This is a genomic window from Pedobacter sp. SYSU D00535 (genome assembly GCF_017355855.1).
In the GTDB taxonomy this organism is placed as follows: Bacteria; Bacteroidota; Bacteroidia; order Sphingobacteriales; family Sphingobacteriaceae; genus Desertivirga.
In genome coordinates this window covers 966,503-993,485 of the sequence record NZ_JAFEWD010000001.1, presented here as the reverse complement: position 1 = coordinate 993,485, position 26,983 = coordinate 966,503, and the positions used below count along the sequence as shown (strand labels likewise).

The window sequence follows — 26,983 nt, the reverse complement described above, 5'->3', positions numbered from 1 at the left end:
CAGACAGCTCTTATGCAGATTGCAACCATACATTCCACTTTTAATTTTAGATAACATGAAGAATGCCATTATAACAGCAGTCCTGGTGGCGGCCTGTGCAGGTACTGTGCTGGCCCAAAAAAAGAAGGAATCGGCTGTTTCAATTGATAGTAAAGTACAAGCGCTCTTATCGAAGATGACGCTTCAAGAAAAAGTGGGTCAGATGACTCAATTAACGCTGGATGTGATTACCAAAGGGCGAGATCGTTTCAGCAGTAATGAACCCGTAGAATTAGATCCTGCCTTGCTGGAAAAAGCCTTTTCTACCTACAAGGTGGGCTCTGTGCTCAATACGGCAAATAACAGGGCCCGCACACCTGGAGTATGGTATAAGATTATCAGCCAGATTCAAAACGCGAATAAAACAGGTTTGAAAATTCCTGTGATTTATGGAGTTGATGCTATTCATGGCACTACCTATACTGCCGGTGCTACAATGTTTCCTCAGCAAATTTCGATGGCCGCAAGCCGTAACCGGGAGCTGGTGCTGAAGGGTGCAGAAGTTACTGCCTACGAAACCAGGGCGAGTTCCATTCCCTGGAACTTTTCGCCGGTTCTGGACCTCGGGCCTGACCCTCGCTTTCCAAGGCAATGGGAGACTTTTGGTGAGGATCCCTACCTTGTTTCTGAGCTGGGAAAGCAAATGATAAAAGGGTATGAGGGGCAGGATAATCAAGTGTCAGATCCTTTTCGGGTGGCATCCTGCCTGAAGCATTTTTTGGGCTATCAGATATCGGTTTCGGGAAAGGACCGTACCCCCGCTTACATCTCGGAGCAGGCTTTGCGGGAATACCATCTCCCTGCATTTAAAGCTGCTATCGACGCCGGAGCACATACGATCATGATCAACTCCGGCTTAATCAACAGCATCCCTGTTCATGCGAATCCTGATATTTTAATCAAGCTTCTTCGGGAGGAACTTGGTTTTAAGGGCTTGGTTGTTACGGATTGGGGAGATATCGAGAACCTCTTTACGAGGGATAAAATAGCCAGGGACCATAAGGAAGCAATCATGCTTGCGATTAATGCAGGGATCGACATGTCGATGGTTGCGTATGAATACGAACGTTTTTGCGATAATCTGGTAGCGCTGGTAAAGGAAGGGAAAGTTAAGGAAGAACGCATAAATGAGGCGGTAAGCAGGGTTCTTACCTTAAAATACCAGCTTGGCCTCTTTGAACGACCTGTTTCGGATTATAAAAAGTATACCAAGTTTGGAGGGGAGGAGTTTGCCCGCTTGTCTTACCTCTCCGCGAGTGAATCCATCACCTTGCTAAAAAATACGGCCAACATCCTTCCTCTGAAAAAGAGCGCTAACGTACTGGTAACCGGGCCTAATGGTAATTCCATGCGTACCCTGAACGGCGGATGGACGTATTCCTGGCAAGGAGAAAAAGTAGAAGAGTTTGCAGGAAAATATAATACCATTGTCGAAGCCTTTATTAACGAGGTTGGCAAGGACCGGGTGACGTACGTTCCGGGTGTGAGCTATAAGATGGACGGAAAGTATTTTGAAGAGTATGCGGACAAAATGGAAGAGGCTCTTAAAGCTGCAGAAAAGGCCGATTATGTTATTCTCTGTCTTGGAGAGAACTCTTATACGGAAACTCCGGGTAATTTAAGCGATCTGTATCTCTCTGAACTTCAGACGGAATTTGCAAAAAAACTAGCGGCAGTAGGAAAACCGGTTATTCTGGTATTGAACGAGGGGCGGCCAAGGATTATCAGCAAGTTTGAATCCCAGATGGCAGCCATCATTCAAGCCTATCTGCCGGGCAATTATGGTGGAGATGCTTTAGTCGATATCATCTACGGGGACGTGAATCCTTCCGGAAAGCTACCCTATAACTACCCGAAGTATCCCAACTCGTTGGTGCCCTATAATCATAAGCCTTCGGAAAGCAGGGATGTAGTGCAGGGAGTGTATAACTATGATGCGGATTATAATCCTCAATGGGAATTTGGACATGGACTAAGCTATACCAGCTTTAGTTACAGCAATCTTCGTTTCAGTGCCGACAAAATAGGATCTAATGAAAGTGTCAGCGTATCGGTAGATGTGAAAAATACGGGACAAAGGGACGGAAAGGAAGTCGTAGAGCTTTATCTGTGTGATCTTTTTGCGTCGATCACTCCTGATGTGAAACGCCTGAAGGGATTTGAAAAGATCCATCTGAAGCCCGGAGAAACAAAAACGGTCACCTTCAGCCTTGGTGCTGAGCAACTAGGTTTTGTAGGAAAGGATCACCGCTTCGTGGTAGAACCGGGTGAGTTCAAAGTACAGGTTGGCGGACTGTCGAAGAATTTTGTAGTTGAATAGAAAAACCGTGCAGGTTGATTCAGGGGGAGTGTTAAGGCTACTTCCTCTGAATCAGTACCTAGAATATAATGAATGAAAGCCAGCTTCATAAAAATGAGCATAGAGGCGGTTCTGACAAAAACGCTCCTCAAAAACTATCGCCGGCGGTAAAAAACCTCATCCAGCCCTGTTAGTTCCAGGTAGGGGCTTCTTTTATCCCGATTCGTCACCTAAACCTTTGCAATACTTCAGTTTTACCGTTAACTTGTTCCCCTTGTTGAGTTTGCGCTACCCGAATTGTATGTCTTTTCTATCTCGCCTGGTTATGTTTCTCCTGCTTCTTGCTGCTTGTCCCGCCCGGGCGCAGTACGAGGGCTTGATCTATGGGGAGGTGATACTGAAAGACAAAACGGTGTTAACTGGTCCTATTCGCTGGAGTGGGGGACAGGTGCTCTGGACAGACATCCTGCTGGTATCCAAACAGAATTCTTATATACTCAACTATCTGAATAAGGAACAGTTGGGTAAATTAAACAATGCCGGGGACGAAGGTGGCTTCGACTGGCAGTTTATGGATCTCTGGAAAGACAAACAACCACAGAGACAAAACGAATTGTTGTGCCAGTTCGGCGATATTGCGTCCATTCATGTTACCGGTCCCCGGGAAGCACAGATATTTTTAAAAAACGGATCCAAGCTTAGAGTGGCAGCGAGCCCGGATGAAAGCCGCCATTTGGGTAAATCTATTAGTATCTATAGTGGAAGTTTTAGAAGAATCAGCTGGGAACAAATCAGCTGGATCAAGTTCAGAGCAACGCCTGCCAATCTGGTTCCGCTCAAAGGCCGCTTATTGTACGGAACAGTCCGGACCTCCCGAGGCGACTTGTCTGGCTTTATCCAGTGGGATAAGATTAAGTTTCATAGCCGCCAAAAGCTGCAAGGGAAAGTAGGCAACAATACGGAAAACTCCGAATTTCGATTCGAAGATATCCAGTCGATTGAGAAAAGGGACAAGGGAGCTATTGTGAAGTTTCACTCAGACAAAAAGCTTTTTCTGAAAAATAACGGGGATGTAAACGCCGCTAATCGGGGGATTGTAGTGATGCATCCCGAGTGGGGCAGGGCCATCGTGGAGTGGAGTGCCTTTCAATCCGTACGGTTTACCCGGGTGCCGGATGGGCTGGGTTATGCCAACTACCCGAAACCCAGCAGGATTTATGCAACGGTGCGTATGAAGAATGGGGAGGTCTATAAAGGAAACTGTACATTCGACCTCGACGAAGACTGGACGGCGGAACTACTGGAAGGCACCAGTCATGATATTCACTATCAGATTCCTTTCAGGACTATCAGTGGGATTTCCATTCAGGACGGGGCAAATGCCCGTATCGTTTTGAAAGACGGCCGGGTTTTGCTGTTGAGCAATCACAACGATGTCACCGATAAAAACTGGGGCTTGATCGTGTGGCTCAAGAACTCGCGCTATAAATACATCGCCTGGAATCAGGTTAACGACATTACTTTCAGGTAACATGGTTTCTTCAAAAAAAGTTACGCACCTGAATAAAAACAAGGCCTGGCTGAAAGGTCTTTGGGCAAGCCTTGCAGTGCTTAGTCTCGTACTTGGCTATGTTGTCTATGCCGCTCAGCTTGAAATGATCTACCTCGCGGCTTTTTTATGGATCGTTTCTGTCATCATCCTTTTGTGGTACGGTAACAGGACCATTTTTGAGCTGTTGGATAGTCGCTTCCCCTGGTCGAAGCATACCTCCAAACGCTTTTTACTGCAGCTGTTCTGCAGCTCGGTTTTTTCTCTATTCTGCATCAATAGTACGTACTACCTCTTCCGCGGACTGCTTACCGAAGGGCTGCCTACACCCGGTCAACTGGTGGTGCTCAATGTCTATGGTTTGCTGTTTATCATCCCGGTGTTGTCCATTATCTTCGGGATCTTTTTCATGAACCAATGGAAGAAGGCTCACTTGCTTTCTGACAGGCTGCGGGAGGAGAACCTGCGTACCCAGCTGGAGTCGTTGCGGATGCAGCTCGATCCGCATTTTCTCTTTAACAATCTCAACGTTTTATCCTCCCTGATCGATAGCGACAGGAAGACTGCACAGGAATTTTTGGATAAGTTTGCGGAGGTGTATCGTTACGTACTGCAGTACAAAAAGGAGGAGCTTGTCCCCCTGAATACGGAGATAGACTTTATCGAATCGTATGTATTCCTACTGAAGAAAAGGTTCGAAAGCCAGCTGCGGGTTGAAATTGCAGTGAGTCCTGGCTTGTCAGATCGTATATGCATTCCTCCCTTATCGCTACAATTACTAATTGAGAATGCGATCAAGCACAACGCTATTTCATCCGAAAAACCACTGCTTATTCGGGTATTTTTGGAGGAAGATAAATGGTTAATTGTTGAGAATAGTCTGCAGTTAAAAAATTCGGAAGGGTCTTTTGCCTCAGGAACGGGGCTGGACAGTATCCGGAAAAGATACGAGTATCTCTCTGAAAGCCCGATAGAAGTGTCACAGGACGAAAGACGCTTTGTGGTCCGACTCCCTCTATTGGAAATGCTTTAGGAATGGCAGCACTAACTACAAGCAAAATGCGAGTTTTAATTATTGAAGATGAACCGCTTGCCGCGGATAAACTGGAGAAACACCTGCACGAATACGATGCTACGATTCAGGTGACTGCAAAACTCGCTTCTGTGGCCACCTCTGTGACCTGGTTGCAGGAGAATGCCCTCCCGGATCTGATTCTGCTCGATATTCACCTGGCTGACGGCTTGTGCTTTGATATATTCAGACAGGTGGAGGTGAAGTGCCCCGTAATATTTTGTACAGCGTATGACCAGTATGCCTTGCGGGCCTTCCAGTTGCATAGCATTGACTACCTGTTAAAGCCTGTGCAGTACTCCCGGCTGGAACAGAGTTTACAAAAGATGAAGGAAATGCAGGAGCTCCGGCCGCTTGCCCCCGCCGAACAACAGATCAATGAGATTGTCAACATCATAAAAAACAAAGGAGACAACTACAAAACCCGTTTTATGGTGAAGTTGGGTACCCGGATCAGGGCCATAAAGGTAGATGAAATAGCCTATTTTCATTCCCAGAGCAAGTTGAACCTTCTGGTGACGAAAGATGGTCACCAGTACCCGGTAGATTACTCGCTGGATGAATTGGTAACTATGCTGGATCCATTTCTGTTCTTCCACGTCAACCGTAATCTCATCATTCATATCGATGCGGCAAAAGAGATCCATCCCTATTTTAAAGGAAGGTTAAAACTGACACTGGAGCCCCCGATCGAAGAGGAAGTAGTGATCAGCAGTCAGAAAACACCTTTGTTTAAGGCTTGGCTGGACCAATAGCCCTCCCGTCTGTCCTTCCATTATCCCGTTTCAGTCTGTAAATATCCGTCTGTGTCGGCATCCCCTTTCCTGCGAGTTCTAAAATCTGTTGCTTTGATTGGATTAACCTTTAATCGACCAGAGGAACCTGATAATGAAACGGACGTTGAACCAATTACTAACGAAGAAGCTATTACTATCCATATCTTTATTGCTATTGCTTTGCTCTGTGGCTGAAGCGCAATTCCGGAGAACAATAAAAGGGGTTATAGCAGACTCTACAGGCGTTCTGCCATCGGTTTCGGTCAGGATCACTTCTGCAAGTGATACTTTGGGGACGGCCACCAACATCAATGGTGAGTTTACTTTTCCAGCGGTGAAAGCGGGTAAGTTTAGGCTGACAGCGACTTCAATTGGGTATCAAATCTTTAGCCGGGAGTACAGCGTGGATAAGCAGGGAAGCGTTGTGACCCTTCCCCGCATTACTTTGGCAGACGCGTTTAATGAGCTGCAGGAAGTTGTAATCGTGGCCATTACTCCCGTTCGGGTAAAAGAAGACACGGTTCAGTATGATGCACGGGCGTACCAGGTGCGGGAGGGTGACGCTGTAGAAGAGATGGTAAAAAAGCTTCCCGGATTGGAAGTAAGCAAGGATGGGAGCGTTACGGCGCAGGGCCAGGCAGTGACCAGGATCCGCTTGAACGGCAAAGATTTTTTTGGGGACGATGCCCGTGCCGCCCTTCAGAACCTACCTGCCGATATCGTACAAAATCTGCAGGTGATTGATGATTACGGAGAGCAGGCCAAGCTAACAGGGGTGAAAACGGAAGAGCCGCAAAAGGTGCTGAATATCAATACCAAACCCGATAAAAGAAAAGGATACTTCGGAAGAATGGAGGGTGGACTGGGTACTGAGGATCGCTACGCAGGAAGATTCCGGGCAAGCAGATTCAACGGCGATCAGCAACTCTCCTTCGACGGCACGCTGAATAATATTACAGGCGGAGCAGGAACTACTGATGCCGGCGCTTTAAAGTTTAATTATCGTGATAAATGGGGCGAGAAACTGAGTTCGTACGGAAGTTACCGCTTTAATGCCAGCAACAATAGTACCCTTGAGAACGTGCTGAGCCAGAACATTTATTCTGAGTACACGCGTTTCGACGATGCGAGTAACAATACCCGGCGTTTTGATAATGATCACCGCTTGTCCTGGAACTTTGAATACGAGATCGACAAGAACAATTATCTGAAAGTGGAGCCGGAGATATCCTACAACCCGAGCAGATCGAACAATACCGGGGCGACCTTCACGCGACTGCTTGCCTCTTCCTCCAGCAGAGAAAATATTTCCTCGAACAGCTCATTGTCCTCTCAGCTGGGGGCAGAGATCTTTTTTAATCACAAGTTCTCCAAACCAGGCAGAAATTTCAGTGTACGCTCCGACCTCAATCGCTCTGATGGTAGTCAGGATCGCGAAGTAACCAACGATTACTTATTTACTGATTCACTTGACAACATTACTTCTGAATATCAACATCAGGTTACTAACAGCGATAACATTAATAGCAGGACGCGATTCGAGCTGTCGTACATGGAACCCATTTCCAAAACCTCGTTCCTGGAACTGAGCTACGGTTGGAACCGCTCTCATACGGAGAGTGTCCGTAATACGCGGGATGTAGATCCGGTCAGTGGTTTGGAAACGGTGAATAAAAACCTTAGTAATGACTATAACTACCAGTTCACCACTAATACTGTTGAGATGAACTACCGGCAGCAGCAAAACCATTTTAACTATGTGATTGGGCTTTCTGCCCAACCCGCCTTGCTCGAGGGGCAGGACGTAAGCAGGAACTTGTACACTTCCAAGAGAACATTCAACTGGATACCTGTTGCGCGCTTTGCTTATAAGTTTTCTAAAAAGAGCTCCCTGGTTGCCCGGTATTTTGGGCGTAACAGTCAGCCCGGCTTCAGTCAGCTGCAGCCGATCACCGATAATTCCAACCTGCAAAACGTGGTAACCGGAAATCCGGATTTGAAGCCCGAGTTCAGCCATAATATGGGACTGGAGTACAGGCAGTCAGACTGGTCCTCAGGTTATACCATGTTTGGCAACCTTTCGTTTAACCAAACGCAGAACAAGATTGTAAGCGCCAGGGTGATCGATCCTGACAGTCTGAAACAGTACACCAGTTTCATCAATACTGATGGATTTTACACCGCCAGGGGTAATTACGCTTTTTCAAGACCGTTTAACGAACGAAAGTATGTCTTAACCTACTACGGTGCTGGTAATTACAGTAATAATATCGCTTTTACAAACAATGAAAGAAACATCGGAAAGAACTTTGTGCTGACACAAGGCTTTAAGTTCAGGTTTGATTTGGCCGATATTATCAATACCGAGATCAATACGTCCTATTCGTTCAATACCACTAACTATTCTGCTCCCGGATTTAACGAGAGGAAGCTGCATACCTATTATATCGGTTTGGAGGGAAGGAATTACTTCTTCAAGGACCTGACTCTGGGCTATGACTTTTCGCAAACCATTAATCAGGGCTACAATAGCGGAAATCCTAACCCAACTATTCTGAGCCTTTATTTAGAGCACCGCTTTCTGAAAGGGAACAAAGGATCTATTCGTCTGCAGGGCAACGACCTGTTAAATCAGAACACAGGTATTTCCAGAGATGTGTTCGACAACGAGATCGTGGACCGTCGGAATAACAGGCTCGCACGATATTTCCTGCTCTCCTTTAACTACCGCCTGCAGCAGTTTGGTAGGTAGGAGGCTGACATGGAGGCCGGGGAAGGAACTTCAATCGTAAATTATATGAACAATTATACTAACAGCAAAGTAAAGATGAACAAGTACAAGAAAGGATTCCTTTTATTGGCGGCTGTAGCTGGAATTACCAATACAGCTTCGGCTCAATACCCAAAGGTTCCGGAAGCAATCGGTCGGGCAAGTCATGCCATGATGGATGAAGCCCGCCGCCAATCGGAAATTGCCTGGCAGAAGGCATTGCCCATTATCGAGCAGGAAGCCCTGCAGGGAAAACCTTATATTCCATGGGCTTCGAGGCCTATCGATCTGCCTCAGGCTTCTATCCCGGCTTTCCCGGGTGCAGAGGGCGGTGGCGCCTACTCCTTTGGCGGTCGCGGAGGAAAAGTATATGTGGTAACAAGCCTTGCGGACAGCGGTCCGGGTACGCTGAGAGAAGCCTGTGAAAAGGGTGGTGCGCGTACCGTTGTATTCAATGTGGCTGGTATTATTCGTTTAAAAAGTCCGCTGATTATCCGTGCACCGTATATTACCATTGCCGGACAGACAGCGCCAGGCGATGGCGTTTGCGTAGCCGGAGAATCGGTATGGATCAATACGCACGACGTGGTGATCCGCTTTATGCGTTTTAGAAGGGGTGAAACCAATGTGGGACGCCGGGATGATGCAATCGGAGGAAATCCTATCGGGAACATTATGATCGACCACGTATCTGCAAGCTGGGGCCTGGACGAGAATATGTCGATGTACCGCCACATGTATAATGATAGTACAGGCACCAAGGAGGCAAAACTTGGAACCGTCAACATCACCATCCAGAACTCGATCTTCTCGGAAGCGCTGGATACCTGGAACCACGCTTTCGGTAGTACCATCGGTGGTGAAAATGCTACGTATATGCGGAACCTATGGGCCAATAATGCAGCTCGTAATCCTTCTATTGGATGGGCGGATGTATTCAACTTTGCCAATAACGTAGTATTTAACTGGGTACACCGTTCCATTGATGGCGGCGACTACCGGTCGAACTATAATATCTTTAACAACTATTTCAAGCCAGGACCGCTTACTCCACTTTCGCAACCGATCAGCTATCGCTTGTTGAAGCCGGAATCGGGCAGGAGTAAACTTCCTTACGTAACCTTCGGAAGAGCGTTCGTAAACGGGAATATTGTAGAAGGCAATGCTGCTGTTACCGGCGACAACTGGAATGGTGGTGTTCAGATCGAAGGTAAAAACGGGGAGTTGATGACTTTTGCAGAAGCGAAGAGCTACTTCGGTAAGATGAAAGTCGACAAGCCTTTCCCGATGGCTAAGATTACCGTTCTTCCAGCTCAGCAAGCTTATGAGTATGTGCTGGCAAATACAGGTGCGACGCTTCCAAAAAGGGATCCGGTGGATACGCGGGTAATCGAGCAGGTAAGAACCGGCAACATCAACCCTTTAAAGAATGTAAAACTTCCCGCTACCCAATTCGAGCATCGCAGACTGCCGATTGACTCTTACAAAAAAGGAATCATTACCGATATTAGTCAGGTAGGTGGTTATCCGGAGTATAAAGGGCAACCCTATAAAGATTCAGACAACGACGGTATGCCGGACGAATGGGAAACGAAAAATGGCTTGAACCCTCGCGACGCGTCTGACGCCAGCAAGGATAAAAACAACGATGGGTACACGAATATTGAGGATTACCTGAACAGCGTAGTATCAATAGCAGCAGTAACACCGCTAAACAACACCAAATAAATCTGTTATTGTAGATTAACAGCTTACAGGAATACAGTTCCTGTAAGCTGTTTTTTTTTTTATAAGAACCTAGCTTATTTATTTATCGGCAGCGACGTGGTAGATCGGGTCCTCAAGGATATTGACATCAATTACTGCTTCAGCATTCTTCAGCAGTAACCTGCAGTCTTCACTAAGATGTCTCAGGTGTAGCTTTTTTCCTGCCTTATGATATCTCTCAGTCAGTTTGTTTAGTGCTTCGATTCCCGACATATCTGCCACGCGGCTGTCTTTAAAATCGATGATTACTTCCTCGGGATCATTCAATACGTCAAACTTTTCGGTGAAGGTGGCAACAGATCCAAAGAACAAGGGCCCGTATATTTCATAATGCTTGACGCCATTAGCGTCGACATGTTTTCTTGCGCGGATCCGCGTAGCGCTGTCCCATGCGAATACCAAGGCCGAGATAATGACTCCAATTAATACTGCCAAAGCCAGGTTGTGAAGCCAGATAGTAATGACAGCAACCAGGATACCTACAAATACGTCCTGTTTGGGCATCTTATTAATTATTTTAAAGCTTAACCATTCGAAGGTGCCTATAGCTACCATGATCATTACCCCCGTAAGAGCGGCCATAGGCACGCGCTCAATAATGGGAGCTCCAAAAAATATAATCAGCAGGATTGTAAGCGCTGCCACAATTCCCGATAGTCGCGCTCTTGCTCCGGCCGAAAGATTTACAAGCGTTTGAGCGATCATGGGGCAGCCTCCCATACCAAAGAAAAAGCCATTTAAGATATTCGCGCCTCCCTGGGCCAGACATTCACGGTTGCCGTTTCCTCTTGTTGCCGTTATCTCGTCAACCAGGTTAAGTGTTAGCAGCCCTTCAGTTAGCGCAACGCCTGCCATCACTAAAGCATAAGGGAAAATGATCTCCAGGGTATCAAGCGTAAAGGGCACTTCCGGGATATGGAAAGGAGGAAAACCACCACTAACAGAGGCAATATCTCTAACGGTACGGGTGTCAATATTGAAACCAATGACAAGCAGGAATACTACGATAATTGCTCCCAGAGAAGGAGGTATAGCTTTGGTGATACGAGGAAAAAAGACGACTAAGGCGATAGTAAGTGCCACCAGGCCCGCCATAATCAGCAAGGGTTCACCGGTCATCCAGGTGCTTTGTCCGTTGGCTACCGTCTTAAACTGCTCCAGTTGCGCCATAAAAATGATGACGGCAAGTCCGTTGACAAAACCGAACATAACAGGCTGGGGTACCAGGCGAATAAACTTGCCTAGTTTAAACAGTCCCACCACAATCTGTATCAGGCCCGCCAACACCACGGTTGCAAATACATATTCTATTCCATGCGATTGCATAAGAGCAATCAACACCACGACCGTAGCTCCGGCTCCACCAGAAATTAACCCCGGCCTGCCACCGAAGATGGAGGTGATAAGACCCATAATAAAAGCAGCATAGAGGCCAACGAGCGGAGGCAATCCTGCGAGAATTGCAAAGGATAGTGATTCGGGCATCATAGTCATAGCTACGGTTAAACCCGCTAAAATTTCAGTTTTGTAATCGACTTTCTGTGAAAAGTCGAACAGACGTAAATAAGGTTTCATCCCTTAATTGTTAAAGTTAAAAATAGAAATACAGGAGGGTCCTCAGCGGTAGAATGCTAAAGAGCGAACGAAGAGAGAGCTAATATTCACGGTGGTGTAACCGGACTATTGTAAATAGTAAGCTTCATTGGGAGCAAAGGTAAGAAAATACTGCTTACGGTAAAATTGTATGGTCTTTACTGGGAATAGCCTTCAGAGGAAAAGGAGTCTATCAGATACAGGAGCTCCGTTGATCTAAAAACAAAAAAAAGTCTCAAAAATAACGATTCTTGAACGACTACGGGCGGAGGAAGTGCAGGGAACCGAAACACTAGTGCTATTTACAAACAATCCGGCCTTTGGATATCCCTTTTAATGACCTCAGCTCTGACCTATAGTAACGGTTCTGATACCGAAATCTTAATAGCTAAGTCGTACTTTTGTTTTACAGTTATACAAAATTTTATGTTTAGATCTCTGCCCTGCGAACATTCAGTTCACACGTCATTTATTTTTAAGCTCTATTTTTTCATCATGATGCTGGCATTTCCAGCATTCTCGCATGCAGATGACAGGAAACAACTTTTTGACAGCGGCTGGAAATTTTATCTGGGTGTTGCAGAGCAGGCAAAACTGGTTGAATTTGATGATAGTAACTGGCGATCGCTGGACCTTCCTCACGACTGGAGCATTGAGCCGATTCAAAATCAGGTTCCTGGTAAAACGGTAGGTCCTTTCAGCAAGGATAGCCCGGGCGGTGCTGCAACCGGCCAGACACTGGGAGGGGAAGGATGGTATCGAAAAACATTTACGATAGGTTCAGCTGACGCCGGGAAAAGACATGAATTGTATTTTGAAGGTATATACAATCAATCGGAAATATGGATAAACGGAAAAAAGGCATGGGAGAACATGTATGGTTACAGCACCTTCCGCTTTGACATTACGCCCTATTGTAACGCGCCCGGGAAAAAAAATGTAATTGCAATAAAAGTAGTTAATAAAGGAAAAAACTCCAGGTGGTATGCCGGATCGGGCATTTACAGGCACGTTTATCTGATCAGGACCGGTCACTCGTATATAGATGACTGGCTTAGTTCTGTTCAGACTACCTCCATACTTAAAGACAAAGCTAGGCTGAACATAAGCACAACGGTGATCCAATCCAGGTCTGATAGAGATCTGGAAATTGATGCTGTGCTCATCGGCCCCGGAGGAGAAGTTGTTGCTAAGGAACACAGGCCTGTTCCTGACGCAGCAAATGATACTGCAGCTCTGGCTTTTAATTTTATGGTAACAAATCCCAAACTATGGAATGTTACAACTCCGTCCCTTTATACCTTAAAGTTGACATTGACCAATAAAAACGGCGTGCAGGATATTGTTTCCTTACCTTTTGGCATTCGTACAATTGCCTATTCCGTTGACAAGGGGTTTCAGATCAATGGTCAGTCTCTGGATTTGAAAGGGGGATGCATTCACCACGACAATGGCCTGCTTGGTGCAGCAGCATATGACCGCGCTGAAGAAAGAAAGATTGAACTTTTGAAGGCCAATGGATTCATAGCTGTGCGATCACATAATCCTATGTCAGAAAGCTTTATGCAAGCCTGTGATCGTTTGGGGATGTTTGTAATAAATGAAGCTTTTGATCAATGGGAAAAAAAGAAAAACCCTGACGACTACCATCAGTATTTTAAAGAATGGAGTGCGAGAGACATCAGATCGCTGGTGCTGAGGGATCGCAATAAACCGTCTGTCATTATGTGGAGCATTGGTAATGAAATATACGAAAGGCTTACTGACAGAGGTATGGAAATCGCAGCCTATTTGAGAAAAGAAGTGCGGAAATACGATACAACGAGGGCGATCACTGCTGGGGTAAACAACCAGTGGGATAAAGAACGCAAAAACAGAGTTCCGATCGACAACGCCTTTCGTTCCCTTGATGTAGCTGGTTACAATTACATGTGGTCTTTATATGAGCGTGATCACGCTAGATTTCCCGACCGGATCATGGTAGGTACTGAAAGTGTAGCCACCGAAGCTGCAGCTAATTGGAATAAAGTAGAAAAATTACCTTATGTGATAGGAGATTTTACCTGGACAGCAATGGACTATCTGGGTGAATCCGGTTTGGGCAGCTCCATTGAAGTCGATCCAGAGGAAAACCTACACTTTTTTCAGGGTTGGCCATGGTACAACGCCTGGTGTGGAGACATTGATCTGCTGGGTATAAAAAAGCCTCAGTCCTACTACCGGGATGTAGTTTGGAAACAGCGAAACATTACGATGGCAGTAGAATTGCCGCCCCAACCGGGAAAGATTAGAAAAGTTAGCTTCTGGGGCTGGCCGGAGGAAACCCTGGCATGGGATTTCCCGAAGCAGATCGGTAAGAAAGTCTTTGTAAATGTATATTCCAGAGCGCCAAATATCAGGCTGTTCCTTAATGGTAAGTTTTTAGCAGAACAGAAAACAGACAGCATTTATAAAACTACCTTCACCATTCCTTATCAACCTGGAACGCTTAAAGCAGTTGAATATATTAATGGTGTAGCAGGTGATTCCATTTTACTGGCTACACCAGGAGCGAAAAGAATATTGAGATTATCTGCCGACCGCAGAAGTCTGCCGGCAAATGGACAGTCACTTTCTTATGTGCTGATTGAACTAGTAGATCAGAATGGTAATGTTGTTATGGACTCAGGTAGAAAAGTTAACATCTCATTAACCGGAAAGGCAGGTCAGATTGTTGCTTCTGGTAACGCCGCGCCAAATGACATGGAAAGTTTCAATTCCTTGCAACCAAAATTATTTAATGGCAGGGCGATGGTTATACTCAAATCCGGGTATCAAAAAGGAAGTGTATCCTTAAAAGTTAAATCAAAACGGCTAAACTCTAGTAGTTTAAAAATCAGCGTGAATTGAAATCAACAAAATGAGGGGTATCAATAAACTTTCTCTTGTTGGTTATGTAAAATTCACCGAAACGGGAGTTTCAAGCGTAAGAGAGTGTAAAAAACAGCCTTCATGATTGCATGAAGGCTGTTTTACTTAGTGACCTGGGAGAGGCTCGAACTCTCGACCCACTGATTAAGAGTCATACGGCTATCCTTTCCTTTGCTAGCCATACATTTGCTGATGTTTGCTAAATCATATAAGAAGACATCTTTTCTTGCTAGTGTTGAAATGTTTTTAGCAGATTTCTCCCGAATTGTATGTAAATTGTATGTATTAAAATAGAGCATGATCAGAGCCACAACAGCTATTATACTTGATAAGAGAGTTCAGAAAAAGGACGGTACATATTCCGTTAAACTTCGAATAACCCACCAGCGGCAGCAGAAATACTACCCCTTAAATATTTCGCTAACCGAAGAAGATTGGGAAAAGATCCAGCTAAAAAATGCGAGAGGAGTATATAAGGAGCACCAAGTCTATTTCAACGGAATTGAGAAGAAAGCAGTTGACGCTATTAAAGAACTTCCACTATTTACCTTCCAATCTTTCGAAAAGAAATTCTCTCAAGAGGATCGCAGAGGAGAGGATGTATTCAGTCTTTTTGACGACTATATAAAGTCCCTCTCTTTGGAAAATCGACACGGAAACGCAGCGATCTATAGCACTTCCTCTAATTCCATCCGGAACTTTCTTAATGACCAGAGGAGGAAGAAGTTGAACTTTGAGGACATTACACCACAATGGTTAGCTGAATATGAGAAATGGTTTGTTGGCAACGGCAACTCGATGACAAGTGCAGGCATCTACCTCCGGAGCCTTAGAACGATCCTAAACATCGCAATCGAACGTGGTTTACTACCACGTGATCTTTATCCCTTTGGGAAGCGGAAATATCAAATACCCGCGGGTCGTAAAGTGAAAAAATCATTAACGCTCACAGAGATCAAGCAAATCGTAGATTATGTACCGGTGACTGAGGCGGAAGAAAGGTGGAGGGATCTTTGGATGTTTTGTTACTTGTGTAATGGAGCTAATATCAAAGATGTTTGTAAGCTGAAGTACAAGAATGTAACGAAGACAAGCCTTACGTTCATTCGCTCAAAGACAGAAAGATCTACTAAGCAAGATCTAAAGCCGATTGTAGTTATGCTTCTCCCTCAAATTAAAAAAATCATAAATAAGTGGGGAGTCGAGGCAGCTGGTCCGGAAACCTATGTTTTTGGGATTATTACTACCGAGGATTCAACTATTAGACAATTTAAGAAGATTCAGCAAGCCAATAAGACCTTAAATAAGTATATGAAGCGCATCGGGGAGGAGTTAGGAATTGATATTAAATTGACCACCTACGCAGCTCGCCATTCATTTGCAACGACCCTCAAGAGAGCAGGAGCGCCCACTGCGTTTATATCTGAATCACTAGGGCATCAAAATGAAAAGACTACAGATAGCTATCTCGGAAGCTTTGAGAACTCAGTAAAGGAGACTTATCAAAAGATGCTGTTGGATTTCGAGAAAACAGGGTAGATTAATTAGAAGTTCTTAGATAGCCGGATTGTTCAAGTAGTATTGCCTGCAAGATGACGACGGGAATACCATATTTTACCGCCATTTTATTCATCAACTCTGGGGATATAGGCTTATGAATATTAATGGTATTTAGTAGCGCGTCCAAATTTTTATCGACAATAAACGTGTTGCTTTTTTCAATTTCACCCGCCATAATTCTTGTTACTTTTTGAGACATTACCAATTTTGAAGCTCGCTATCTGAGTTTCGATATCTGAATTGGAAACGTATGTATTCCCCGCTAAGAACCTGTCAATATCCTCCCTTTTAAAATATATGCACTTACCCGTTGGTTTCGAATAGGTAATCTTTGACGCGCTAGTCAATTTGTAAAGTGCCGAACTCGAAAGGTTCATGTAAATAGCAGCTTCGTCTAAGCTTAGAATATTTTTCTGTAAAAGATTTTGTTCTTTAAGCAACTGTTCTATGTTGCTTAGTTTCTTAAGAATTCCCTCGTCTATCATATTTCGTCAACTTTACAAAGAGTTTATATCTAAATATACAGACTTCAGAAATTACTACCAGCGACTGTTGAAAACCTACACTATCGGGCCGCTATTGGGAGATATAGCTAAGGTTTTGGGCCAAAATACACGTGCTCTTTTTCCTTAATTTTAAGGTCTACCGAAAGGGAAATTAGCAAGAAATGAGCAACATTATAAGAGATACGCGAGACTTTGGAGGTGGTGGGATGGATTTGGATTCTGCTCCGGAATTTATATCCTCTACTGATTACCGAGAAGCATTTAATCTAAGAAACACAGGTACAGGCGAAGGAGAAACGGGCTACCTAACCAATATAAACTCTACCGACCCAATCTCACTTACGTTGCCATCGGGTATTAATAAGACGGTTGGCTGTGAGAAATTTGAAGCAGAGCGTAAAGCCTACATCTTCAGATTCAACTCATCGGGCCGTCATACAATTACAGAGTTTGATTCCGACACCAACGAGCAAACTATTCTATTTACCAATAGAAATGACTCCGGCGGTAAAGATATCTTCCCGCTAACTTCAGACACCTACGTTAACGATATTAAACTCGTAGACGGCAAGTTTCTATTTTTTCTTAATGGACGTAAGGAACCTTGTTGCCTCAACCTAGAAAGGCTAAAAAGTGGGTCTTTGGGGATGATGACAAAAGATGATTTTCTAGTAATTAGAAAGCCGCCCATATACCCTCCCCAAGCTATCTATGCCAATGATCCAACCCGTCCTTCTAATTTATTTAGAGGAAAACTGCTGCAATACCGTACTCAATTTACTTATTTAGATGAAGAACCTAGTGCTTGGTCTCCGATCTCAAACCGTCCCTTACCAGAAGAAGAATCAACACCTGCGATTGGAACAAATGCTACTAAGAATAACTGTCATATTGTTCGCGTCAATATTGGTGATATTCGTGTGAAAACCGTAAAAATCGCCGCAAGGGAAGGTAACTACGATTGGTTTCTTGTAAGAGAGGTTGAACGTACTCATATACTTTCTCTCCCTGCGAACTTAGATATAGCTGAACAGGTATACGAGGCGTATGATCCTAGCCAGAATACTTACTCCTTTGTGTTCTTCAATGACGGACTTTACTCAAATATAGATCCCCTGGAAACTGATCTTGCGTATGATGCCGTTCCAAGAGAGTCAGCTACATTGGAGATACTAAACGGGAAAATTCTTGCATTGGGTAATAATCGTCACGGGTATTTGAGGCCGGATATCGATGTCAAATTCTCACCGTCGTTCTATGATCCTCATTTAATAGCTCGTCCAGCGAACCAATCAACTGCATTATCCTACGGAACTCCTTGGGAGCGTGCGGAAAGCACGGTGAAGCAAAGATATTATCGGGTAGAAATTACGTGGTCTGGGATAGCCAAGCAGGGGGACTACATCCGGATTAATATTCACAACCTTGATAATGTGCCGCTCTACTATCACGAACACACAGTTATAGCATCGGAAGATGGGAATACACTTAAAGCCATTCAAAGTCTAGCTACCAAAATCCCAAATGCAGCAGTACAGCAGGTTGGCGACAAAGTGATTTTGAAATTCTCGACACCACGGAAGAACGAAGACCCAAATCCCGATCAGACGAAGCACTTGGGCAATATCGTGATCGACTTAGCGAATGCAGGCGATGGTGTTTCTGTATCAAAGGCCGCCCTGAAGTCGAATTCATATTATCAGCTAGCCGTTGCTTGCTACGATAGATGGGGAAGGTCTTTCCCTATTTATACAGACGCGCGCTCCACAGTGAGTACGCTACCAATGGCGAAGTTAGCTGGAAATGCCCCTGCAATTAAATGGGAGCTAAACGGGAAAGCTCCGGAAGGGGCAGAGTCCTACCAAATCCTAATATCAAAGAATCGAACACACCAAAAAACGCTGTATGTAAATGGAATTGTCAATACGGAAAATAAGAGCCCAGACTACGTAGAGTTCAGAATCAACTCATTGCGGAATTTTACAGAGGCCCACTCTTCTTCAATAATCAGTTATGATTATACAGAGGGAGATAGATGTACCTTCGTTTACAAGGGTGAGAAGGAATGGTTTAATACCTCAGTTATTGATTTGGAGGTGGTAGGGTTTAAGATGTTAAAGCCGGAAAACGGTGATAAGGTTGATTTCCTACTGACTGTCCGCAAGCCGGACTTTGACATTGCGACACTCGCCGATAAGAATATCCTACTAGAAGTCTATACTCCTAAGCAACGAGAGGATGCGATTGGTAGTGGAAGTGACGAGATTAGTATCTTTTACGAAATAGGGGATAGGTATCCAATAGTTAATGGAGAGTACTCGGTAAAAACGGGAGATATAAAGGAGGGAGATGTTTTCCTAAAGACACGGCAACTCGAAAATGCTGTTGACCCGAGTAAGTTAGATACTTACGTTGTGGAAGATTTTAACTTCTCCGACTTCTACCAATCAAATTATGACGGCTATGGCCGACCTAGATCTTATTTCGATACTCCGGAGGATATAAGGACAGGCAACTCCATTGTGTACTCTGACACCTATGTTCCATTTAGTAAGATTAATCTTCTACATCGGTTCTACCCAGAACGTACCTATGGTAACCAATCGGGAGAAACATCTGCGACTTACGGGGTGATCCGGAAAATCTTCCAAAGAGATACAACGCTGCTTGTCTTTCAAGATTTGAAAATTGGCTATGTTCCTGTAAACACGACAATTCTAGAGACAGCGGACAGCCAGCGCAGTATAACTATTTCTGACAAGTTGTTAAATCATGTTCGGTATGCTGAGGGGACAAATTTGTGTATTGGAACCGCTGTCGAGTCATTTGCTGTAGGTATTGATGGGATTTATTTTGCCGATCCGTATAATGGAGAGGTGGGGAAGGTTACACTAGCCGGTATTAACTCGATCTCCGGCAAGATGAGTTCACATTTCAAGAAGGTACTTCACCACGCTGATAAGGAGAAGAAGAAAATCATCGGCATATACGACAACTTCTACAATGAGTATATCTTATCAATAGAAGACAACGGTAGTGTTGTGAATGAGTTGGTGTTCGGGGAGAGTTCTTGGGTAGCTCTAGAAGAAAACAATCCACTAGCTAACCAAATAACAATACTTCAATACCCAACTAACGGAACCATATCCTACAACTCCAACACCGGTATCGCCACCTATACGCCGAATAAGGGATATGCGGGTAAAGATAACTTTACCTTCTCGTTTACTAAAGACGGCAAAACAGTTACTAAGAGAGCGTGTATTGATGTTACTCTAGGGAAAGATGGTATCTATGACTTTATATTCATCGACGTCTCAAATGCAGAGCTAAACACCGTCTACGAATCTAATCCGATCTTAATTACCAGCAACAATATACCCGTACCAATATCTATTACCGGCGGGGAGTATTCTGTTAATGGCGGGCCATTTATGGTTGAAGCTAGCGAGGTATTCCCCGAAGACACAGTAGTTGTAAGGTTGACTAGCGCAAATCAAGAAAGCACTACCTCAAGCGCAACGCTATCCGTAGCCGGATATTCAGACACCTTCTCAGTAACCACAGAGGCGGTAGTAGTTCCGGATGATACCACACCTAATGCATTTGCCTTTACGGGTGTATCCAATAGGGAGCTATCAACATTTGCAGAATCTAATACCATTATCGTATCGGGTGTTAATGTCGCTGTTCCGGTAAGCATCGTTGGTGGAGAATACTCTAAGAATGGCGGAGCGTACGCGGCTGCATCCACTACCGCTGTTAATGGCGATACCTTTAAGGTAAGACTTCTCACATCGTCAAACTACGGGACAGAAACAAGCACAACGCTTACCATTGGAGACACAAGCGCCACATTTACAGCAACGACTAAATCCTCTATTACCTACAAGCAGATTACGGTAAGAACTACCAACAACTCCGGACTCTTCCCAACTATTGAGCTGTTTGATAATACCAATAACGATTCTCGTCTTGTATATAATGGTCATACGGGATCGTACCCAATTGAGGTAGTTGATGACAATAATACGCTAAGGCTAGTAGTTGAGAATTTTGAATCAGTAGGAGTGGAGGTGACTGTAAATGGTCAGACAGAATCTATGTTGCCATTGACAACAGTTGAATTCACATTAGATAAGGCCGACGTTTATATCACTGTTACTAGTTTTAATCAGATCTAAGATGTTTACAACGATAGAGAGCATTCCATTTACGTTCAAAATTCCAGTCGATTTTAAGGTTATTTCGTGGAATCTGCAGCGCTTTTAAATGATATTTACATGCTTATAACTCACGGTCATCCGCCTGACAGGAGGAGTTTAAGAAAGGTTATTTCGGAAGGGAAGGTATGTTGGGAAATATCCTAGTACAATTATGTGCGTCTCGCCGATCGCCTTAGAATTCTTGATGCCATGCCTTTCGGCTTCTAGCACTGTTAGTTCCTAACCTGAAATTAGGGTGGTCGTTTTCACCAGCCGACAAAGTAAAAACCTAATATTTCCGGTCGTGCCCTTTGTCTACCTTGTCCTAAGGTTGACTTCCAATTAGCCCTCCTTTCCGTAGTCCACCCAGCCTCGAATGAAAGAAACTAAGCCACATTTCGCTGCCTGACACTAAAAATACGAGTCTCGTTTTTCATTAACTTTAGATGATAAAAAAATATCCCTGCAAGTAATCCTAAACACTGCGGAGCTGAAACTTTTGAAAATATGATTGACGGCAAAGAAATAATAACCTACCTATACAACAAGAACACCGGAGAGCATCTAGCTGCCATTTACAAGTCTCAATGGTATAACGGAACAACGCTAACCACAGCCAATAAATCCACCTACATTGGCGGACTCTACGGCTATGATAACAAGTCAAAAAAATTCTTCAAGTGGGCTTATTCCGGAAAGTGGAGCGTCAGCAGATTATCTCAGTATACACAAGCCTACCTACAAAAGCTTTTAAATGACATAGAGCAAGAGGGCGGCGGTATAATTATAAGAGACAGACAGATCCCTATCACTTCTAACATTACAATACCGTCTTCAATTACCTTCATTGATTTGATAGATACTCCGTTTTTGGTTTCGGGAGGTGTTACTGTAGCTTACGATAATATCTTAAAATTGAGCAGTAGGGTAAGAATACCTGAGGCGAAAAATGACGACGAGGCTATAAATAAGGGCCAAATCAAATATGCACTTACTGATGATCCGGTAATCACTTCTTTTATTTCCCGTGTAAACTCGAAAGGTGGAACTTTATCTTCTATTCATATTGGTGCACTCAAATACCTCGTTGCAGAGCTAAAGCGTATCAATATTTGGAAAAACTGCATATACTGTGCTCCTGTCCTGGGGAGCGATTATTTAGCTGCTGAATCGTTGCTCGTTAATCAAGACGAAAAAATGGACCTAGTTTATACGTCAGGTGTTAGGGACTATGATTTGATATACGGTCTCGGTAACAATTATAAAATGGGGTTCAATCCAAAAGGCCTAAGTATTTCAGATTTCACCTCAGTCAACTGTTTTTCTGCAAATACAAATTCGACAGTGAATAGGTTAGTGGGATCAAATGAGCATGGCTTGTTAAAGACTGCTGATCAATACGGAATTGCGACTTTTACATCTCAAGGAAAATTAAGTCCTCCACCAATTCATGAGGGCCAGTTTAATCCCACCGGAGATCATATCTGCGTCCAAACACCAAACAGCGTGGACTGGTACTGGAACGGCCGACTTTATAGCTCGATTAATAGTCCCCATACCGGCGTATTTCCTGACGATGAGTTTGAGATAAGGTGTCGCAATAGTATCCTCCATCTCTATTTCAACAAAGCTCTATCCATCAATGAAATTTTAGTATTATCTAATATAATTAAGGGTTATAATTCTCTTCTCAACCGTTACAATACAAAAAATTTTAAAAGAGTTACCTTCTGGGGAGACGATCAGACTGATTCGTATGTGTCCAATTTCCAACGATACTTCCCACGCTACTCGACACGAGTATTAAATTCTCTTTATACCTACGGAGTTGAGAATGCGCTTTGCACAAACCTTTCCGGTTTCGGCAAGAGAGTAGAGGCAATGAAAACAGACGCCGAGTCGAATATTAAACTCCTCAAAACCCAAAACCACAGTAAAGAAAACTATAATATTCACGTGTTGATGGCGGGGATATTAGACCTGGCAGACGGTTTGACAGCCGATGTTATTTACAATAATTACCTAGTTCCTATCATGCAGTCATATACTTCGATTGGTGCAACTTTTATTGTAGAAACCCTGCCCCCATATGCTGAACTGAACGGGTGGAGCGCAAGCCAGAAACAGAACTATAACGATCCTAACAGCGGCGTCAAACGACTTAATTACTTGATTAAGTCAGATGAAAGAAACTACAATGGAGTAAATGCCTATACAGTAGTCTTGACGGATGAGTTACCGGAGGCTCAGGATCCATTTGACACAACCTATTTTTCTGACGGATTACATTACACCCCAACCTTCGCCGATATAAGGGCTAGACTAGTTTCCAAAGCTATTATAAACACAGAGGGAAACAAACCATTTAAGTTAAGCAAGCACACCGGCGATTCACTTCAAAATGTTACCGCTAATTTCACTCCAGACCGTAAATACAAGAATTTTATTTGTAATGCGGGCATAACAGTAACGCTTCCGGATCCTAGAATTTACATAGGTATTGATTACTTCTTCAAGAACGGCGATGGCTCAGCAATAACTTTGGCTGGAACGGTTGAAGGAGTCACGAACCGGCAACTCACTACTCAATACGAATCTATCAGAATCCAATCAGATGGCTTAGCTTGGTATATAGTATGATAGAAATGGGACAATGCCAATAGGTTAGCATGACTAGAGCTTTCCATGTCTTATTCGATAACGAGCAGTTCGAAATGCCATATTCTCGGATGTGATGCAAATCCATGCATTTATACCTGTTGTATATGAAGAAATAGCTCTAAAACGTCGTTCGAAAGTAATTCCGGAATTTCGTCGATTACCTTTTCAATCATTTCCAACTTCAAAGTGTCCTCCTTGCCCCGCTTTATTTCACCCAGCTGATTGAAGGCATTTACAATCAGGGTCTCAAGATCGTGACCGTGGTGATTTAAGTACCAGTCAGGGACATAAACAATCTTCCCATTAATTAAATGGCATTCGCTTGCCTTGTCATTACTTTCATTGTTTTTTTGAACTAGTATGCCGCAAACTGTATCTACAACGTGTTGTAGCTGCTCTTGAGAAAAGGTTTGAAAATCAACGTGGGTTTGATGGGGTAAGAGGCCTACACTTTCTCGGGATATCAATTTTTCTCTCACAAGTAACGCTGCCAGAAGTATTGGGTCAAAAAGATAGTTTTCAATCGCATATCGGTTTCCACTGCCAAGAACTCTTAATGCTGCCTTGTCTACATTGTTTTTGTCTCTATCTATAATTCCCCAAACTAGATTATTTCCTGCATTTCGCAAAACGGTAACTATGTGCTCTACTTGCCCGCAATTTGATATCCTCATGCCGTTTTTATCGGTTTTAGTATCACCAGAGGAAATAAACGTAAGGGAAACTTCTTTATGTAGTTTAGGAGATAGCGTGTTATATAGCTTTTCATAAAACTTGACGTCGTTTACACTTTCTACGAACACTTGCCGTCTGTTCTGATAATTCACACTAAAAGACGGAACTCCTGATGTTAATACTCTTAAGGCTTCATCCTTTGAAGTTTTTTCGACTTTTAGGCCTGTTTTATTAACTACGAAGAGTGATTCTTCAGCCGCGAGCGCAACCGTAGATGGGGAGTGCGTCGCCATTATTACTTTTATTCCCCTCTCATTAACAAAAAGTCCTTGGATGACATCTAATAATTGTTTTGTCATAGAGGGATGCAAGGAAGCGTCTACTTCATCAAATAGTAAAACTTCTGGCATTTCATACTGATATGGATGCTTCAAGTTATAAAGTGCGAGGGCTAGGGACATAATTATTTTTTCGCCTGAGGATAAATCCTGAAACATAATGGATACATTGTCCGACTTCCTTATTAGGTTAATAATAATGGAGCTATCTCGATCATAATTTTTTGGAGGCTCAACATAATAGTCAAGCCTTGATAATGCTAAGACTTCATTTATTATCTCCCAAGGCGGCTCTCCGAACTGCTTCGAGAACTCTTCGTCAGTTAGCACTTCAAGTTTTGTATCAAGATTCTCGTTTTTAAAGACTTTATAGTTATTCAGCTCTTGTTGGAATAGGTAAGTCTTAACAGCTAGAGAGAAATTTTGCTGGAAAAAGTCATTTTTTACGACGCGACGAGCATAAAATAAGAAATCGTCTAACTCAAGACTCTCTACGGGTTTGTTACGTAATGATGCGATTTGTTTTATTGTAGCCATCTCCAACAAGTAGTCATGTAGGCGATGTTCGTCTCGATGCAATTTATATACTGAAAAAACAGCGCGTATCGAGTCTTCCTGGCTTAATACTTCTTCTCTTGTTGCTGGTTGGCTGTTGTTTGGAGCGAGAGATTGACTCGTAAATAGCCTGATGTGAGTGTAATATTCTACTGAATCTTTATGTACTTTTAAAGTGTTGTCTAAGATCCCTTGAAGAATTTGAGTTTTCCCTGCACCATTTAACCCAGTTAAAATAGTAAAATCAGGAATGTCTACCTTGAACGAGTCGAGGGATTTATATTTTACATTCAACTCTAAATACATTATGGCTTCCGTTTTTAGTTGTGGACGAGTAAAATAAGAACATTCTTTACATATTCTAAATGATTTTCGTTTTACTAGAATCAACTTCTTTAATAAAGTAGCGCAGCTAATCAAGGCTTGGTTGAACATAGATTGCCTAGGAGCTTTTGCCGCAAGGCAGCAGATCAAGCAAGCAGTTTACACAATAAATAGAAAATAAGAATGAAGGCATTAAAGCTATTGGTATATTAGAATTTATTATCGAATAACAGGTATATGACTAACTGTTGAGAAGCAATATAATGAACCATTCAGAAAACTTAGATCAAGCGGTATCCGAACTCAGGAATATCATCTCCGAGTTGACTGGCGCTTGGCTGAAAAAGAAGCGCCCGCTATTGTGAGGTGGTTTAACAATGTTGGTATAGATCATCCGGATGATATGAGCGCCCCTATAGTGGAATCTTCTCTACGACAATAACTGGTCAACCGCTCGATATTGACGATCAAATAAGAAAATATAAAGGCTATTGGAAAGTTGAAGAAGACGATTAAAAGTAACCGATTTAATCCTTTTTAGTTAATCTGCTATTTTTTTGAATAAAGGATATACAAAATGGATTTTACTCCCCCAAGGGTTTCTTCTGTACTTTTTCAAGCGTGGTGATCCAGAAGAAACCGCTATAAAAAGAGTTGAACAACACCATCGCATAGTCGGATGAAGACTTAGTTAGGAAGTATGTGGTGCAGAGAATGATCGGCGAAATGACTACCGCTCGAATAAAACTTCCGGAGGATACGCACTGGGAGAGCACGGCCCGAATATTGACTTTATCAGTCGTAGGAGCCAAACAGGTGAACACAGTGTAGCAGAACATTCCAATTATTGTCACGACCCATAGAAGGAATCCCCATAATGCTGACTTAACGAGATTGGCAGCTGGAGAGGATGAATTGTATGCAATTTTTTGCACTGATTCTTTTTGTGGTGGAAGTACTACGCCAAACTGTGGGTCGGCGCCACCTCCATCCGGCAAAATCGCTCCCAGGCTATCGGGAGACTCTCTTGAGGTGAATACTGTGTCGGTAAATGCTGTGTCTGCCTCCCAATAACTCGAATCTACGTGTTCAGAATTACTTCCTGTTGCGACGCCGGGACGTGAATATTCTCCGGGAGATGAATATTCTAAATAAGATAAAGCTTCTTCACGATCCTTTTGCTTATTGTTTTCCACGAGTATATAGAGTAAGCAACACAAGGTAATCGATAGGATAGAGGCAGCTAGGATTTTAAGGCTCATCTCGGTAGTTTTGAGTAAGTTATAAAAAGTAGACCAAGCCCGCAACATAAAAAATTAATTAGTATTTGAACCCTAAATTCTCTTCTCTCCTCGTCTTCCTCGCTTTATAACTATGAAATAGG

At 43.5% G+C, this 26,983-nt stretch carries 15 protein-coding genes; 10 read left to right on the top strand and 5 right to left on the bottom strand.

Translation table 11 applies throughout. The features are described from left to right. Positions 1-55: 55 nt before the first annotated feature. The 6 genes from J4N23_RS04055 to J4N23_RS04030 all read left to right on the top strand — a co-directional run bounded on the left by J4N23_RS04055 (position 56) and on the right by J4N23_RS04030 (position 10,233). On the top strand, positions 56-2,359 hold the full coding sequence (locus J4N23_RS04055; protein WP_207425714.1) for a glycoside hydrolase family 3 N-terminal domain-containing protein: 2,304 nt from the start codon (positions 56-58) through the stop codon (positions 2,357-2,359). 280 nt (positions 2,360-2,639) lie between these two features. Then, a complete protein-coding gene (locus tag J4N23_RS04050; protein ID WP_207425713.1) occupies positions 2,640-3,869 on the top strand; it encodes a hypothetical protein in 1,230 nt (409 codons plus the stop codon). Between the two features lies 1 nt (position 3,870). Beyond that, complete coding sequence (locus tag J4N23_RS04045) at positions 3,871-4,920, top strand: sensor histidine kinase (RefSeq protein WP_242689066.1); 1,050 nt, start codon at positions 3,871-3,873, stop codon at positions 4,918-4,920. Between the two features lie 2 nt (positions 4,921-4,922). Then, positions 4,923-5,714, top strand: coding sequence for a LytTR family DNA-binding domain-containing protein (locus J4N23_RS04040; RefSeq protein WP_242689064.1), 792 nt, complete (start codon positions 4,923-4,925; stop codon positions 5,712-5,714). A gap of 133 nt (positions 5,715-5,847) precedes the next feature. After that, positions 5,848-8,487: a TonB-dependent receptor gene (locus tag J4N23_RS04035; RefSeq protein ID WP_207425712.1), complete on the top strand. Its 2,640-nt coding sequence runs from the start codon at positions 5,848-5,850 to the stop codon at positions 8,485-8,487. Positions 8,488-8,562: 75 nt separating this feature from the next. Then, entirely contained in the window at positions 8,563-10,233 is a 1,671-nt protein-coding gene (locus J4N23_RS04030; RefSeq protein WP_207425798.1) for a polysaccharide lyase family 1 protein, read from the top strand. Positions 10,234-10,311: 78 nt separating this feature from the next. On the opposite strand, the gene J4N23_RS04025 is transcribed toward J4N23_RS04030, so the two are convergent. Further along, positions 10,312-11,847 (bottom strand): SulP family inorganic anion transporter, encoded by a 1,536-nt coding sequence (locus J4N23_RS04025; RefSeq protein WP_207425711.1) that lies wholly within the window; start codon positions 11,845-11,847, stop codon positions 10,312-10,314. A 444-nt stretch (positions 11,848-12,291) separates the two neighbouring features. Here J4N23_RS04025 and J4N23_RS04020 point away from each other — a divergent pair, with 444 nt between their 5' ends. Together J4N23_RS04020 and J4N23_RS04015 are read left to right on the top strand one after the other, a co-directional pair. Then, positions 12,292-14,754 (top strand): sugar-binding domain-containing protein, encoded by a 2,463-nt coding sequence (locus J4N23_RS04020; protein ID WP_207425710.1) that lies wholly within the window; start codon positions 12,292-12,294, stop codon positions 14,752-14,754. 318 nt (positions 14,755-15,072) lie between these two features. Then, positions 15,073-16,314, top strand: a complete 1,242-nt coding sequence (locus J4N23_RS04015; RefSeq protein WP_207425709.1) for a site-specific integrase — start codon at positions 15,073-15,075, stop codon at positions 16,312-16,314. A gap of 1 nt (position 16,315) precedes the next feature. On the opposite strand, the gene J4N23_RS04010 is transcribed toward J4N23_RS04015, so the two are convergent. After that, a complete protein-coding gene (locus J4N23_RS04010; protein ID WP_207425804.1) occupies positions 16,316-16,534 on the bottom strand; it encodes a hypothetical protein in 219 nt (72 codons plus the stop codon). Then, entirely contained in the window at positions 16,500-16,820 is a 321-nt protein-coding gene (locus tag J4N23_RS21190) for a helix-turn-helix domain-containing protein (protein ID WP_207425708.1), read from the bottom strand. The genes J4N23_RS04010 and J4N23_RS21190 overlap by 35 nt, the downstream gene beginning before the upstream one ends. A gap of 182 nt (positions 16,821-17,002) precedes the next feature. Here J4N23_RS21190 and J4N23_RS04000 point away from each other — a divergent pair, with 182 nt between their 5' ends. Continuing rightward, the gene (locus J4N23_RS04000) at positions 17,003-21,025 is read left to right on the top strand and encodes an Ig-like domain-containing protein (protein ID WP_207425707.1); all 4,023 of its coding nucleotides are present in this window, start codon (positions 17,003-17,005) and stop codon (positions 21,023-21,025) included. 528 nt (positions 21,026-21,553) lie between these two features. Continuing rightward, positions 21,554-23,686 carry a hypothetical protein gene (locus tag J4N23_RS03995; RefSeq protein WP_207425706.1) on the top strand — a complete coding sequence of 711 codons (2,133 nt, stop codon included), beginning with the start codon at positions 21,554-21,556 and terminating at the stop codon, positions 23,684-23,686. A gap of 110 nt (positions 23,687-23,796) precedes the next feature. Here J4N23_RS03995 and J4N23_RS03990 read toward each other — a convergent pair whose 3' ends face one another. Beyond that, positions 23,797-25,710: an ATP-dependent endonuclease gene (locus J4N23_RS03990; RefSeq protein WP_207425705.1), complete on the bottom strand. Its 1,914-nt coding sequence runs from the start codon at positions 25,708-25,710 to the stop codon at positions 23,797-23,799. Positions 25,711-26,183: 473 nt separating this feature from the next. Further along, positions 26,184-26,909, bottom strand: a complete 726-nt coding sequence (locus J4N23_RS03985) for a hypothetical protein (protein WP_207425704.1) — start codon at positions 26,907-26,909, stop codon at positions 26,184-26,186. Between the last annotated feature and the right edge of the window lie 74 nt (positions 26,910-26,983).

Bases quoted from the DNA above. Each gene is read 5' to 3' on its own strand.
- J4N23_RS04055 (WP_207425714.1), top strand. From the start codon at position 56: ATGAAGAATGCCATTATAACAGCAGTCCTGGTGGCGGCCTGTGCAGGT.
- J4N23_RS04050 (WP_207425713.1), top strand. From the start codon at position 2,640: ATGTCTTTTCTATCTCGCCTGGTTATGTTTCTCCTGCTTCTTGCTGCT.
- J4N23_RS04045 (WP_242689066.1), top strand. From the start codon at position 3,871: ATGGTTTCTTCAAAAAAAGTTACGCACCTGAATAAAAACAAGGCCTGG.
- J4N23_RS04040 (WP_242689064.1), top strand. From the start codon at position 4,923: ATGGCAGCACTAACTACAAGCAAAATGCGAGTTTTAATTATTGAAGAT.
- J4N23_RS04035 (WP_207425712.1), top strand. From the start codon at position 5,848: ATGAAACGGACGTTGAACCAATTACTAACGAAGAAGCTATTACTATCC.
- J4N23_RS04030 (WP_207425798.1), top strand. From the start codon at position 8,563: ATGAACAAGTACAAGAAAGGATTCCTTTTATTGGCGGCTGTAGCTGGA.
- J4N23_RS04025 (WP_207425711.1), bottom strand. From the start codon at position 11,847: ATGAAACCTTATTTACGTCTGTTCGACTTTTCACAGAAAGTCGATTAC.
- J4N23_RS04020 (WP_207425710.1), top strand. From the start codon at position 12,292: ATGTTTAGATCTCTGCCCTGCGAACATTCAGTTCACACGTCATTTATT.
- J4N23_RS04015 (WP_207425709.1), top strand. From the start codon at position 15,073: ATGATCAGAGCCACAACAGCTATTATACTTGATAAGAGAGTTCAGAAA.
- J4N23_RS04010 (WP_207425804.1), bottom strand. From the start codon at position 16,534: ATGTCTCAAAAAGTAACAAGAATTATGGCGGGTGAAATTGAAAAAAGC.
- J4N23_RS21190 (WP_207425708.1), bottom strand. From the start codon at position 16,820: ATGATAGACGAGGGAATTCTTAAGAAACTAAGCAACATAGAACAGTTG.
- J4N23_RS04000 (WP_207425707.1), top strand. From the start codon at position 17,003: ATGAGCAACATTATAAGAGATACGCGAGACTTTGGAGGTGGTGGGATG.
- J4N23_RS03995 (WP_207425706.1), top strand. From the start codon at position 21,554: ATGATTGACGGCAAAGAAATAATAACCTACCTATACAACAAGAACACC.
- J4N23_RS03990 (WP_207425705.1), bottom strand. From the start codon at position 25,710: ATGTTCAACCAAGCCTTGATTAGCTGCGCTACTTTATTAAAGAAGTTG.
- J4N23_RS03985 (WP_207425704.1), bottom strand. From the start codon at position 26,909: ATGTTGCGGGCTTGGTCTACTTTTTATAACTTACTCAAAACTACCGAG.